Raw genomic sequence first — 12,707 nt, forward strand, 5'->3', positions numbered from 1 at the left:
ACGGCCTACTGCGGGTAGGCCCGTATCCGACCGGCGAGACGGGCGGCGGCCTCGGCGGGGTCGGCGGCCTCCGTGACGGCCCGGACGACGACGACCCGGCGGGCGCCCGCCCCGAGGACCTCGTCGAGGTTGCCTTCGTCGATGCCGCCGATCGCGAACCAGGGGCGGTCCCGGGCGAGGGACGCGGTGTACTCGACCAGGTCGAGGCCCGGGGCCGGCCTGCCCGGTTTGGTCGGCGTGGGCCAGCAGGGGCCGGTGCAGAAGTAGTCGGTACCGGGCTCGGAGGCGGCCGCGGCGGCCTCCTCCCGGGTGTGGGTGGAGCGCCCGATCAGCACCTCCTCGCCGAGGATCGCCCGTGCGGCCGGCACCGGCAGATCGCCCTGGCCGAGGTGCAGCACGTCGGAGCCGGCGGCGTGGGCGACATCGGCCCGGTCGTTGACCGCGAGCAGCTTCCCGTGCCGGCGGCAGGCGTCGGCGAACACGGCGAGGTGCTCCAGCTCCTCCCCCGCCTCCATGCCCTTGTCGCGCAGTTGCACGATGTCCACTCCCGAGGAGAGGACGGCGTCCAGGAACTCCGGCAGGTCGCCCTGGCGCCTGCGGGCGTCCGTGCAGAGGTAGAGCCGGGCGTCGTGCAGCGCGGCTCGGGATGCGGACATGGGTGGTACCCCCGGGTGGATCGGCGGTGCGCGACCGGGGCCGGACGGCCCGGCCGCGGTGCGCGCACCGCGTCGGAATCGGTATGCCAGGACGCCGACGCCGACGCCGACGGTGTCGGCGACGGCGACGGCGACGGCGACGGCCGTCGGACGGCCGTCACACGCCCGCCGTCACACGCCCGCCGTCACACGCCCGCCGTCAGACGGCGAGCGCCTGGGCCCGGCGCTTCACCTCCGTGCCGCGATTCTCGCTGAGCGCCTCCGCCGGGGTCCCCGGCAGGCTGGGGTCCGGAGTGAAGAGCCACTCCAGCATCTCCTCGTCCGTGAAGCCGTCGTCCTTCAGGAGCGTCAGGGTGCCGGAGAGGCCCTTGACCACCCTGCCGCCCTTGATGAAGGCGGCGGGCACCTGGAGCGTCCGGTTCTCACCGCGGCGCACGGCGATCAGCTGGCCCTCCTTGACCAGCTGCCGTACACGTGTCACCTCGACGTCGAGTCTTTCCGCGACGTCGGGCAGGTGGAGCCAGGCGGGGACGAGAGCATCGATCTTTGCGTCAATCTCGGTCACGGGACCAAGCGTGCCATCCCGGACCGACAGCCGGTAGCGGGGCCCGGTAGCGCTGCGGCCTTCAGAGGGAAGGTACGGCCCTCCGAGGGAGGGTACGGCCCCTCGGAGAGCCGGCTCTCCGGGGTGCTCCCTCGGAGGTGCGGCCCTCCGGGAGACGGGAGACACGTGGCCCCGGGCGCGGTAGGCCGGGGCCGCGCCCGGGCCTACGGCGCCACGCGCGGCCCGTACGACCCCGGCCACACGCGGCCCCGTACGACCCCGCCGTACGCGGCCACGCGCGGCCCCGTACGGCGGCCCGGGGCCCGGCGCCGTTCAGAGCACCGCGGCCTTCAGGGGGACGGCCGGGTCGGCGGCGCGCCCCGGATCGATCCGGGCGCCGACCTCGACGAGCCTGCGCCCCTGGGCGAGGTCCCTCGGCCGGCCGACCGTCAGTACGGCGACGAGCACGCCATCCAGCAACCACAGGACCGACCAGGCGGGGGCGTCCGGGTCGCCCCGCCGCAGGAGCGCGTCGGCCGCGCCGTGGTGTCCGGCGTACTGCACGAACCGGCCGAACTGCTCCGACCAGAAGTACGGCACCGGGTCGTAGATCTCCCCCGGCTGGCTCCCCTCCCCCGTGTCCGCGCCGACGATGCCGGCCGCGACGGTACGGGGGCCCTGGAGCGCGTTGTCCCAGTGGTGGACCAGCAGCCGCCGCCCGTAGCGGCCCGACGGGAAGGACGCGCAGTCCCCGACCGCGTACACGTCGGGCAGCGAGGTGCGCAGCCGCTCGTCGGCGGTGACCGCGCCGTCGGGGTCCAGACCGATGCCGGAGCCGGCGAGCCAGCGTGTCGCCGGCCGGGCGCCGATGCCGACGACGACGGCGTCCGCGGGCAGCCGCCGGCCGCCCTCGACGACCACCGCGCCCTGCTCGACCGCGGCGACCCGCGCGCCGGTGAGCAGTTCGGCGCCCGCCTCGGCGTACCAGCGCGCCATCGGGGCCGCGACCTCGGCCGGCAGCGCTCCGGGCAGCGGGCGGTCGGCGGCCTCGACGACGGCGACCTCGCAGCCCGCCTCGCGGGCGGCGGTGGCGAACTCCGCTCCGATCCAGCCCGCGCCGACGACCACGATGCGGTGGCGCTTCGCCAGCACCGGGCGCAGCCGCTCCGCGTCGTCGAGGGTGCGCAGCAGATGGACCCCGGGGACGCCCTCGGCGCCGGGGAGGGTGACCGGCTCCGCCCCGGTGGCGATGACGAGGACGTCGTACGGGACGGGTCCGGCCGGTGTGTCGAGTTCGTGCTCTCCGGCGCGCAGGCCGCCGACCTCGCGTCCGAGCCGGAGGTCGACGGACAGCGCGTCGAAGTCGACGTCGAAGGCCGAGTGCTCGGCGTTCCCGAGCAGGACGGCCTTGGACAGCGGGGGCCGGTCGTAGGGCTGGTGCGGTTCGGCGCCGATGAGGGTGATGGTGCCGGTGAAGCCCTGTTCGCGAAGCGCCACGGCGGTCTGCACCCCGGCCATGCCGGCCCCGACGACGACGACACGGCGGCCCGGCGCCGTCTGCTCGTTCTCACTCACCCGGCCACCCTAACCAGCTGACGACACGTCAGTACGGCAGTTGCTCCACGACGCTCGTGCCGCGCCCCCGCCGGGACTCCCACTCCCAGGCCTCCTCCAGCCGCACCCGACCGTCGGGGAGTTCGACGACCGTGGACACGCAGTGCCCGGAGGCCGTCGTCCCGTCCCGCCTCAGCTGGACGTAGCGGAAGTCCAGCCGGTCCCCCTCGCGGGTGCCGACGAGATGGCCGCGGACCACGTCGCCGCCGGCGTACTCGGCCCAGACGCGGCCCCGCTCCTCGTGGTAGGCGAACCGTGTACCGGTGCCGACCTGGCCGGGCGCCTGGTCGGCCACGGGGGCGAGGACGAGTCCTTCGAGCGAGCGGGCCACGGCGGCGGCTCCCTTACGGGCGATCGGCGACGGCGGTTAGGCTGGCCACCGTACTGCCACTCGCGGGAGCCCGGCGCACCGGGCTGAGAGGGAGGCTGACGCGGCCTCCGACCGTACGAACCTGATCCGGGTCATGCCGGCGAAGGGAGGGTCCGGACGCGCATGCATCCAGGACATTCATCAGCACGGTCCCCGGACGTCCTCGTCATCGGCGGCGGCGTCATCGGCCTCGTCACCGCCTGGCGGGCGGCACAGCGCGGACTGCGGACCGCGCTCGCCGACCCCGAGCCGGGCGGCGGGGCGGCACAGGTCGCCGCGGGCATGCTGGCGGCCGTCACCGAACTCCACTACGGCGAGGAGACACTGCTCGGGCTGAACCTCGCCTCCGCGGGCCGCTATCCGGGGTTCGCCGCCGAACTCGAGGAGGCGAGCGGAGAGGACACCGGCTACCGCTCCTGCGGGACGCTCGCCGTGGCACTCGACGCGGACGACCGGGCGCACCTGCGCGAACTGCACACGCTGCAGAGGCGCTTCGGCCTGGAGTCGGAGTGGCTCACCGGACGGGAGTGCCGGCGGCTGGAGCCCCTGCTGGCGCCGGGGGTCCGCGGCGGGCTGCGGGTCGACGGCGACCACCAGATCGACCCCCGCCGGCTGGCCGGGGCGCTGGTGGTGGCGTGCGAACGGGCCGGCGTGGTCTTCCACCGGCGGTGGGCGGAGCGGCTCTCGGTCGTACGGGACCGGGCGGCCGGGGCCGTGCTGGCCGGCGGCGTCTCCGTCGCGGCCGACCGGGTCGTGCTGGCCGCGGGCAGCCTCAGCGGCCGGCTGGAGGGCGTGCCCGCGCAGGCGCTGCCCCCGGTGCGCCCGGTCAAGGGGCAGGTGCTGCGGCTGCGTGTGCCACCCCGGTACGCCCCGTTCCTGTCGCGGACGGTCCGGGCCGTGGTGCGCGGCAGCCACGTCTACCTCGTACCGCGGGAGAACGGCGAACTCGTGGTGGGAGCGACCAGCGAGGAACTCGGCTGGGACACCGCCGTCACCGCGGGCGGGGTGTACCAGCTGCTGCGCGACGCCCACGACCTGGTACCCGGCATCACCGAGCTTCCGCTGACCGAGACCCGGGCCGGACTGCGCCCGGGCTCACCGGACAACGCCCCGCTGCTCGGCCCCGCGGAACTGCCCGGTCTGCTGCTCGCCACCGGCCACTACCGCAACGGCGTCCTCCTCGCCCCGGTGACCGGCGACGCCATCGCGCACGCCCTGGTCACCGGTGAACTACCCGACGAGGCCCGCCCCTTCACCCCCCGCCGTTTCTCCCACACCCAGCAGAAGGCGTCCGCATGACCTCTTCCTCCTCGGTTCACCATTCCCTTTCCGCGTCCCCTGCCCCTGCCCCTGCCCCTGCCCCTGCCGCGTCTCCTGCCCCCGGCTCTTCCACGCACACCGTGTCCGTCAACGGGCAGCCGCGCGACGTCGCGGCGGGCACCACGCTCGACACTCTGGTGACCACGCTCACCGCCGCTCCCTCCGGGGTCGCGGCCGCCGTCAACGAGACCGTCGTCCCCCGTGCCGAGTGGCCGGGGACACTGCTCGGCGAGGGAGACCGCGTCGAGGTGCTCACCGCGGTGCAGGGAGGCTGACCGGCATGGCCGACGACCGCTTCGTACTGGGCGGGGTGGAGTTCTCGTCCCGGCTGATCATGGGGACGGGCGGGGCACCCAGCCTCGACGTGCTGGAACGCGCGCTGGTCGCCAGCGGCACCGAACTGACCACCGTCGCGATGCGCCGCCTCGACCCGACCGTCCAGGGATCGGTGCTCTCCGTCCTGGACCGCCTGGGCGTCCAGGTCCTGCCGAACACCGCGGGCTGCTTCACCGCGGGCGAGGCCGTGCTCACCGCACGGCTGGCCCGGGAAGCGCTGGGGACCTCCTGGATCAAGCTGGAGGTGGTGGCGGACGAGCGGACACTGCTGCCGGACCCGGTCGAGCTGCTGGACGCGGCGGAGGTACTGGTGGACGACGGCTTCGTGGTGCTGCCGTACACCAACGACGATCCGGTACTGGCGCGGCGGCTGGAGGACGTCGGGTGCGCCGCGGTCATGCCGCTCGGCTCACCGATCGGCTCCGGGCTCGGCATCCGCAACCCGCACAACTTCCGGCTGATCACCGAGCAGGTCCGGGTCCCGGTGATCCTGGACGCGGGCGCCGGCACCGCATCGGACGCCGCGCTGGCGATGGAACTGGGGTGCTCGGCGGTGATGCTGGCCTCCGCGGTCACCCGAGCACAGGAACCGGTTCTGATGGCCGGGGCCATGCGGCACGCGGTCGAGGCGGGCCGGCTGGCGTACCGGGCGGGCCGCATCCCGCGCCGCCACCACGCCGAGGCGTCGTCCCCGGCCGAGGGGCGGGCGGCGCTGGACCCGGAGCGCCCCGCCTTCGGGTGACGGCGGCCGGGAGGCCGGCCCCGCGGCCGGCGCCCGGCCCCCACCCGGTCACAACCCCACCCGGCCCCCACCCGGTCCGACCACAACCCCGCCCGCACCCGGTCCGACCACAACCCCGCCCACACCCGACACCCGGCCACCGCCCCACCGCACCCGGCCCGCGCCCGCGCCCGTGCCCGTTCCTCCGATGACGCACGTCACAGCTCCGCTCCAGCTCCGGCGGCCGGGGCCGGGCCGGGTGTCCGGGCTCGTAGACTCGCCTGCGTGGACACGACCCTTCAGGACCCCCTCGTCGGGCAGGTGCTCGACGGCCGATACCGCGTCGACGCGCGTATCGCCGTCGGCGGGATGGCCACGGTCTACCGGGCCGTGGACACCCGGCTCGACCGGCTGATCGCCCTCAAGGTGATGCACCCGGCGCTCGCGGCCGACGCCTCGTTCGTCGAGCGCTTCATCCGCGAGGCGAAGTCCGTGGCTCGGCTCTCCCACCCGAACGTGGTGGGCGTGTACGACCAGGGAGCCCAGGGCGCGTACGTCTACCTGGCCATGGAGTACGTGGCCGGCTGCACGCTCCGCGACGTCCTGCGAGAGCGGGGGGCGCTCCGGCCGCGGGCCGCGCTGGACATCCTGGAGCCCGTGCTGGCCGCGCTCGGCGCCGCGCACCGGGCCGGGTTCGTCCACCGGGACATGAAGCCCGAGAACGTCCTGATCGGGGACGACGGATGGGTCAAGGTCGCCGACTTCGGCCTGGTCCGGGCCGTGGGCTCGGTGACCAGCAGTACGGGATCGCTGCTCGGCACCGTCTCGTACCTCGCACCGGAGCAGATCCAGTCCGGCACCGCCGACACCCGCGCCGACGTCTACGCCTGCGGAGTCGTGCTCTACGAGATGCTCACCGGCGCCAAACCGCACTCCGGCGACACCCCGGCCCAGGTGCTCTACCGGCACCTCGGCGAGGACGTGCCGCCGCCGTCGGCCGCCGTTCCCGGGCTCGCCCCGGAGCTGGACGGCCTGGTGGCGGCCGCCACGGCCCGCGACCCCGAGTCGCGCCCCGGCGACGCCGTCGCCCTGCTCGGCCGTACCCGCGCGGCCCGTGCCGCGCTCGGCGACGACCAGCTCGACGCCGAGCCGCCGCAGGCCCGGTCGCCGGTCGCGGGGACCGCCACCGGTTCCGAGGACCGGACGAGCGTGATCGCGCGGCCGCTGCCCACCGCGGGCGGGGCCGTGGACCGGACGAGCCGGCTGGAGATGCCGCCCACCGGGCCCCCGCCGTCCCGCCCGGGGGGCCGCCTGCTCCCGGCGCCGCGCCGCGGGGTTCTCGCCGCCGTCGTCGCCGTGCTGCTGCTCCTGGGTGCGGGCGCGGGCGTCTGGTACGTCAGCTCCGGGCAGTTCACGCGTGTGCCGACCGTCCTGGGCCAGACCGAGGCCGCTGCCAGGCAGCGGCTCTCCGCCGCCGGGCTGGACGTGGCGGCCGTGCGGCAGGGTTTCAGCGACGCCTACGACCGCGGCACCGTCATGGACGTGACTCCCGACCCGGGACAGCGCGTACGCCACGACGGCTCGGTCGTCCTCGTCGTCTCGCGCGGCCCCGAGATCGTGGAGGTGCCGAAGCTCCAGGGGCTGAAACTCGCCGACGCCCGGAGCGCCCTCCGCAAGGCCGGACTGGCCCCGGGCGTGATCACCAGGGAGTTCAGCGACGAGGCGGCCCGGGACACGGTGATCGGCTCCGACCCGGCCGCGGGCACCGAGCGCCGCCCGGACTCCGCGGTCGCGCTCGTCGTCAGCAGGGGCGCCCCGATCGACGTCCCCGACGTCACCGGCGAGTCCGTCGAGGACGCCACCGGCGCGCTCGAGGACGCCGGGCTGAAGGTGCGGGTGTCGCCGGAGCGGGTCCACTCCCCCGAGGACGCGGGGACCGTCGCCCGGCAGTCCCCGGCGGAGGGCGGACGGGCCGCCGGCGGCGACACGGTCACCCTCACGGTCTCCCTGGGACCGCGAATGGTCGAGGTCCCGGACGTCACCGGGGAATCCCTGGACGACGCCAGGCGCGAGCTGGCGGCGGCGGGCTTCGAGGTCGAGGTCGAGCGCTCCTTCCCGTTCCTCGGCGACACCGTCGGGAGCCAGTCCGTCGAAGGCGGCGAGCGGGCCGCCGAGGGCAGCACGATCACGATCACGACCAGGGGGCTCTAGCGAGGTGCGCAATCCCGTCGGCGCCCATGTGCCCGTGGCCGGCGGCCTGGCCAGGACCGGTCTGGCCTACGCCCGGGAGATCCAGGCCGAGGCGGTGCAGGTCTTCGTCGCCAACCCGCGAGGATGGGCGACCCCGGCGGGTGACCCCGCGCAGGACGAGCTGTTCCGGGCCGGGACGGCCGGCGCCGGCACACCGGTGTACGTGCACGCCCCGTATCTGATCAATTTCGGCTCCCACAGCGCGGCCACCGCCGGGCGGTCCGTGGAGTCGCTTCGCCACTCGCTGCGCCGCGGCCGGGAGATCGGCGCGGCGGGGGTGGTGGTGCACACCGGCTCGGCGACCGGGGGCCGGACGCGCGAGGCGGCCCTCGCCCAGGTGCGGGAGCTGGTGCTGCCCCTGCTGGACGAGCCGGCCCACGACGACGACCCGCTGCTCTTGCTGGAACCGACGGCCGGGCAGGGCTCCTCCCTCTGCTCACTGGCCGGGGACCTGGGTCCGTATGTCGAGGCCCTGGACGCCCATCCCCGGCTGGGCGTCTGCCTGGACACCTGCCACGCGTTCGCGGCCGGCCACGACCTCGCGGCGGCGGGCGGAGCCGGGCGGACGCTGGATCTCCTCGAGGCGGCGATCGGCCCGGGCCGGCTGAAGCTGATCCACGCCAACGACTCCAAGGACGTCGTCGGGGCGCGCAAGGACCGCCACGAGAACATCGGCGCCGGTCACATCGGCGAGGAGGCGTTCCGCGAGCTGATGCGGCACCCGGCGGCGGAGGGTGTGCCACTGATCATCGAGACGCCGGGCGGGCGGCACGGCAGGGAGGCGTACGCGGCCGACGTGGCACTGCTCAAGAAGCTCCGCGACGGCTGAACCGGGCACCGCGAACGAGCAGGACGAACACAGACGGACGCATACAGGCACGGGCCAACGCAGACAGACACAGACGGACACAGACGGACACAGACCGGCGGATACCGGCGGACGAAGGCGAGCCCGGACGAGCCCGGACGAGGGGACGAGGAGACGAGCGCGGCCGGGGCTCCGACGCCGCGACCGGCCCGGACCCGCACGACCGCCCGGGGGCGCCGTCCTGCCGCACACCCGCGAGACGGCACGGCCGGGGTTCCCGCAGCCGAGCCATCGCGGCTTGCCGGACGGCGCGGCGGGGCCGCCCGCCGGACCGCGACGTAGGGGCGAAGCACCACGGACGAGTAACGGACGGGTAGGGGCACAGGGGCGGAGCACACCGGGCGGGCAGGACCATCCTCGCACTGGACGCACCGGACGCACTGGCTGCACTGGACGCACCGGACGTACTGGCTGCACTGGACGCAGTGAGACGACTCCGACAACGCGGCAAGGGGGCACCTCTCGCACCCGAAGGACGACGGGGGGTGCGGGCCGGACGTCGCGGGCCGGGAGGGACTTCACCACACGCCCTAGAACTCGGGCCCGTCGCCCGGCTCCTCCTGGTACGAGTAGCGCTGCTCACTCCACGGGTCGCCGATGTTGTGGTAGCCCCGCTCCTCCCAGAAGCCCCTGCGGTCGGCCGTCATGTACTCCACGCCGCGCACCCACTTCGGCCCCTTCCAGGCGTACAGGTGCGGGACGATCAGGCGCAGCGGGAAGCCGTGCTCGGCGGTGAGCAGTTCGCCGTCCTTGTGGGTGGCGAAGATCGTGCGCTCGGAGAGGAAGTCGGAGAGGCGGAGGTTGGCGCTGAATCCGTACTCGGCCCAGACCATGACATGGGTGACCGCCGGGGCCGGCGGCGCCAGCTCGACGACCGTCGAGGCGGGTACCCCGCCCCATTCGGCCCCGAGCATGCTGAATTTCGTCACGCAGTGGAGGTCGGCGACGACCGTGGAGAACGGCAGTGCCGAGAACTCCTCGTGGTTCCAGCAGCGCTTGTCGCCGTCGGCGGTGGCGCCGAAGACCCGGAACTCCCAGCGGTCCGGTTTGAACCTGGGGACGGGTCCGTAGTGGGTGACCGGCCAGCCGCGCTGAAGCCGCTGCCCCGGAGGTAGCTCGGACTGTTCTGACGCCCGGTGTTCCCGGCTCTCCGGCTGACCCATGCCTCCAATGGTGACAGACCGGGAGGGGTGGTCATGACCGGGTCTGGGCCGATTCGGGCAACTCCTACTAAGGAGGCACTTACTGGACGCCGCTGGATCACGGTGCGAGGATGCGCGCATCCTGCCTGAGCCACCTGTGCGGAAGGAGCGCTGCGATGCAGGGCGATCCCGAGGTCCTCGAGTTCCTCAACGAGCAGTTGACCGCCGAGCTCACCGCGATCAACCAGTACTTCCTGCACGCGAAGATGCAGGAGAACTTCGGCTGGACGAAGCTCGCCAAGTACACCCGGGCCGAGTCGTTCGACGAGATGAAGCACGCGGAGGTGCTCACCGACCGCATCCTGTTCCTGGAGGGGCTGCCGAACTACCAGCGGCTGTTCCATGTGCGGGTCGGGCAGACGGTCACCGAGATGTTCCAGGCGGACCGGCAGATCGAGGTCGAGGCGATCGACCGGCTGAAGCGCGGGATCGAGGTCATGCGCGCCAAGGGCGACATCACGTCCGCGAACATCTTCGAGTCGATCCTCGCTGACGAGGAGCATCACATCGACTACCTGGACACCCAGCTGGAACTCGTCGAGAAGCTCGGGGAGCCGCTCTACATCGCCCAGGTGATCGAGCAGCCGGAGTCCTAGTCCGGCTGGTACCGTCCCGGCCCAGCTGGTCCGGAATCCGTGCGCGCCGCACTCCGCGGGCCCGGGAGAGCAGGGCCTCCTCGCGGAGGGGAGGCTAGGCCGCTTCGCGCAGCCCTCCGGGGGAGGCCGCCTCCGCGCCCACCGGGGTCATCTCCCCGGACACCGCGCCGGCGCCGCCGCCCCGCTCCAGCAGCTCGCGGCGCGGGCAGGAGCCGCGGCCGAGAATCCCCTGGATCCGGCGTACGCAGGAACCGCAGTCCGTGCCGGCCTTGGAGACCGAGGCGATCTGGCGGGGGGTGCAGGCACCCGCCTCCGCGTGCTCCTTGACCTGCTTCTCCGTGATGCCGAAGCACGAGCAGACGTACACGCGGTTCACCTCCCGGTGGATCGAGATCGACTGTGGCGCCCACCCCGAAGATCGGTGAGGCTAACCTAACCTTACCCCCGGCTCGCCGGTCGCAAAAGCCCGGGTACGGCCGTGGGGCGCGGATCACACGGATCCACGCCCCACGGTCGGAGCCGTCGCCTCACCGGTCGCGGCGCCAGCCTGTCACCGGTCCTGTCAGCGGCCGCGGCGCCAGCCTGTCACCGGTCCCGCCACCGGTCCTGACACAGGTCCCGCCACCGCTCCCGTCACTGGTCGCGGTACATCTCCGCCACCAGGAACGCCAGGTCCAGCGACTGGCTGCGGTTCAGCCGGGGGTCGCACGCCGTCTCGTAGCGCTGGTGCAGATCGTCGACGAAGATCTCGTCACCGCCGCCCACGCACTCGGTGACGTCGTCGCCGGTGAGTTCGACGTGGATGCCGCCCGGGTGGGTGCCGAGCTCCTTGTGGACCTCGAAGAAGCCCTTGACCTCGTCGAGCACGTCGTCGAAGCGGCGGGTCTTGTGGCCGGACGCCGCCTCGAAGGTGTTGCCGTGCATCGGGTCGGTCACCCAGGCGACGGTCGCACCGGAGGCGGTGACCTTCTCGACCAGCTCGGGGAGCCGGTCCCTGACCTTGTCGGCGCCCATCCGGACGATGAAGGTCAGCCGGCCGGGCTCGCGGTCCGGGTCCAGCCTCTCGACGTACTGCAGCGCCTCGTCGACCGTCGTCGTCGGGCCGAGCTTCACCCCGATGGGGTTGCGGATCCTCGACGCGAACTCGATGTGCGCGCCGTCCAGCTGGCGGGTGCGCTCGCCGATCCAGACCATGTGGCCCGAGACGTCGTACAGATCGCCGGTACGCGAGTCGACCCGGGTGAGGGCCGACTCGTAGTCCATCAGCAGGGCCTCGTGGGAGGCGTAGAACTCGACGGTCCGGAACTCCGCCGGGTCGGTGCCGCAGGCCTTCATGAAGTGCAGCGCGTTGTCGATCTCGCGGGCCAGCTGCTCGTAGCGCTGTCCGGACGGGGACGACTTCACGAAGTCCTGGTTCCAGGCGTGCACCTGGCGCAGGTCGGCGTAGCCGCCGGTGGTGAAGGCGCGCACCAGGTTCAGCGTCGAGGCGGACGCGTGGTACATCCGCTTCAGCCGCTCCGGGTCCGGCACCCGGGCCGCCTCGGTGAACTCGAAGCCGTTGACCGAGTCGCCCCGGTACGTCGGCAGCGTCACACCGTCACGGGTCTCCGTCGGCTTCGAACGCGGCTTGGAGTACTGGCCGGCGATCCGGCCGACCTTCACGACCGGGACGGACGCGGCGTAGGTGAGCACCGCGCCCATCTGGAGCAGGGTCTTGAGCTTGTTGCGGATGTGGTCGGCGGACACCCCGTCGAAGGCCTCGGCGCAGTCGCCACCCTGGAGCAGGAACGCCTCGCCCCTGGCGACGGCTCCCATCCGGGCGCGCAGCTGGTCGCACTCGCCCGCGAAGACGAGCGGCGGATACGACTCGAGGTCCGCGATCACATCGCGCAGAGCCTCGGCATCGGGGTACTCGGGCTGCTGCGCCGCGGGAAGGTCTCGCCAGGTGTTGCCACCGGCCTCGGTGGACTTAGCGTTCACGGTCACCCCGACAACACTACGTGGTGAATCGACCGGTCCACGCCGCCGCCCGGAGAATGAGACGACGGACACCGGCGGGCGGGGAACGGGTGGGGTATGGTTCACGGCATGTTCGCGCAGACGACCCAGAACCGGTGGTGGACCGCTCATCCGGCGGCCCACTGATCCGATCGCGCGCACAGAAGTTCCGCGAAGGCCGCCCGAGGGGCGGCCTTTCCCGTTTCCACGGGCCGTTCCTCCCACCACGGAA

The 12,707-nt window shown here is 73.6% G+C and carries 14 protein-coding genes and 1 riboswitch; of the genes, 7 read left to right on the forward strand and 7 right to left on the reverse strand.

What is annotated here, in order from left to right; all coding sequences use genetic code 11:
* Nucleotides 1-5: 5 nt before the first annotated feature.
* The 4 genes from thiE to DDQ41_RS03210 all read right to left on the reverse strand — a co-directional run bounded on the left by thiE (nt 6) and on the right by DDQ41_RS03210 (nt 3,145).
* Nucleotides 6-656, reverse strand: a complete 651-nt coding sequence (gene thiE / locus DDQ41_RS03195) for a thiamine phosphate synthase (protein WP_109293102.1) — start codon at nt 654-656, stop codon at nt 6-8.
* A 199-nt stretch (nt 657-855) separates the two neighbouring features.
* A complete protein-coding gene (locus tag DDQ41_RS03200; protein ID WP_109293103.1) occupies nt 856-1,221 on the reverse strand; it encodes an Rv2175c family DNA-binding protein in 366 nt (121 codons plus the stop codon).
* A 312-nt stretch (nt 1,222-1,533) separates the two neighbouring features.
* A complete protein-coding gene (locus tag DDQ41_RS03205) occupies nt 1,534-2,718 on the reverse strand; it encodes an NAD(P)/FAD-dependent oxidoreductase (protein ID WP_262508638.1) in 1,185 nt (394 codons plus the stop codon).
* 85 nt (nt 2,719-2,803) lie between these two features.
* Complete coding sequence (locus DDQ41_RS03210) at nt 2,804-3,145, reverse strand: hypothetical protein (protein ID WP_109293105.1); 342 nt, start codon at nt 3,143-3,145, stop codon at nt 2,804-2,806.
* Between the two features lie 52 nt (nt 3,146-3,197).
* Nucleotides 3,198-3,310: riboswitch (TPP riboswitch) on the forward strand.
* Between DDQ41_RS03210 and thiO the strand changes: the two genes are divergently transcribed.
* The 5 genes from thiO to DDQ41_RS03240 all read left to right on the forward strand — a co-directional run bounded on the left by thiO (nt 3,308) and on the right by DDQ41_RS03240 (nt 8,640).
* Nucleotides 3,308-4,483 (forward strand): glycine oxidase ThiO, encoded by a 1,176-nt coding sequence (gene thiO / locus DDQ41_RS03215; protein ID WP_109293106.1) that lies wholly within the window; start codon nt 3,308-3,310, stop codon nt 4,481-4,483. It overlaps the preceding riboswitch by 3 nt.
* Before the next feature lie 101 nt (nt 4,484-4,584).
* Nucleotides 4,585-4,779: a sulfur carrier protein ThiS gene (thiS, locus tag DDQ41_RS03225; RefSeq protein ID WP_109293107.1), complete on the forward strand. Its 195-nt coding sequence runs from the start codon at nt 4,585-4,587 to the stop codon at nt 4,777-4,779.
* A gap of 5 nt (nt 4,780-4,784) precedes the next feature.
* Nucleotides 4,785-5,582, forward strand: coding sequence for a thiazole synthase (locus DDQ41_RS03230; RefSeq protein ID WP_109293108.1), 798 nt, complete (start codon nt 4,785-4,787; stop codon nt 5,580-5,582).
* A 264-nt stretch (nt 5,583-5,846) separates the two neighbouring features.
* On the forward strand, nt 5,847-7,772 hold the full coding sequence (gene pknB, locus DDQ41_RS03235; RefSeq protein WP_174720254.1) for a Stk1 family PASTA domain-containing Ser/Thr kinase: 1,926 nt from the start codon (nt 5,847-5,849) through the stop codon (nt 7,770-7,772).
* Between the two features lie 4 nt (nt 7,773-7,776).
* Entirely contained in the window at nt 7,777-8,640 is an 864-nt protein-coding gene (locus tag DDQ41_RS03240; protein ID WP_109293109.1) for a deoxyribonuclease IV, read from the forward strand.
* A gap of 569 nt (nt 8,641-9,209) precedes the next feature.
* On the opposite strand, the gene DDQ41_RS03245 is transcribed toward DDQ41_RS03240, so the two are convergent.
* Nucleotides 9,210-9,842 (reverse strand): sulfite oxidase-like oxidoreductase, encoded by a 633-nt coding sequence (locus DDQ41_RS03245; protein WP_109293110.1) that lies wholly within the window; start codon nt 9,840-9,842, stop codon nt 9,210-9,212.
* Between the two features lie 155 nt (nt 9,843-9,997).
* Here DDQ41_RS03245 and bfr point away from each other — a divergent pair, with 155 nt between their 5' ends.
* A complete protein-coding gene (bfr, locus tag DDQ41_RS03250; RefSeq protein WP_109293111.1) occupies nt 9,998-10,477 on the forward strand; it encodes a bacterioferritin in 480 nt (159 codons plus the stop codon).
* Between the two features lie 94 nt (nt 10,478-10,571).
* Here bfr and DDQ41_RS03255 read toward each other — a convergent pair whose 3' ends face one another.
* Both DDQ41_RS03255 and DDQ41_RS03265 read right to left on the reverse strand, forming a co-directional pair.
* Nucleotides 10,572-10,853, reverse strand: a complete 282-nt coding sequence (locus DDQ41_RS03255) for a (2Fe-2S)-binding protein (RefSeq protein WP_109293112.1) — start codon at nt 10,851-10,853, stop codon at nt 10,572-10,574.
* 257 nt (nt 10,854-11,110) lie between these two features.
* Nucleotides 11,111-12,463 (reverse strand): class II 3-deoxy-7-phosphoheptulonate synthase, encoded by a 1,353-nt coding sequence (locus DDQ41_RS03265; protein ID WP_109293113.1) that lies wholly within the window; start codon nt 12,461-12,463, stop codon nt 11,111-11,113.
* Nucleotides 12,464-12,565: 102 nt separating this feature from the next.
* Here DDQ41_RS03265 and DDQ41_RS32970 point away from each other — a divergent pair, with 102 nt between their 5' ends.
* Entirely contained in the window at nt 12,566-12,622 is a 57-nt protein-coding gene (locus DDQ41_RS32970; RefSeq protein WP_138057791.1) for a trp operon leader peptide, read from the forward strand.
* Nucleotides 12,623-12,707 lie beyond the last annotated feature (85 nt).

Source organism: Streptomyces spongiicola, assembly GCF_003122365.1.
GTDB classification, from domain to species: Bacteria; Actinomycetota; Actinomycetes; order Streptomycetales; family Streptomycetaceae; genus Streptomyces; species Streptomyces spongiicola.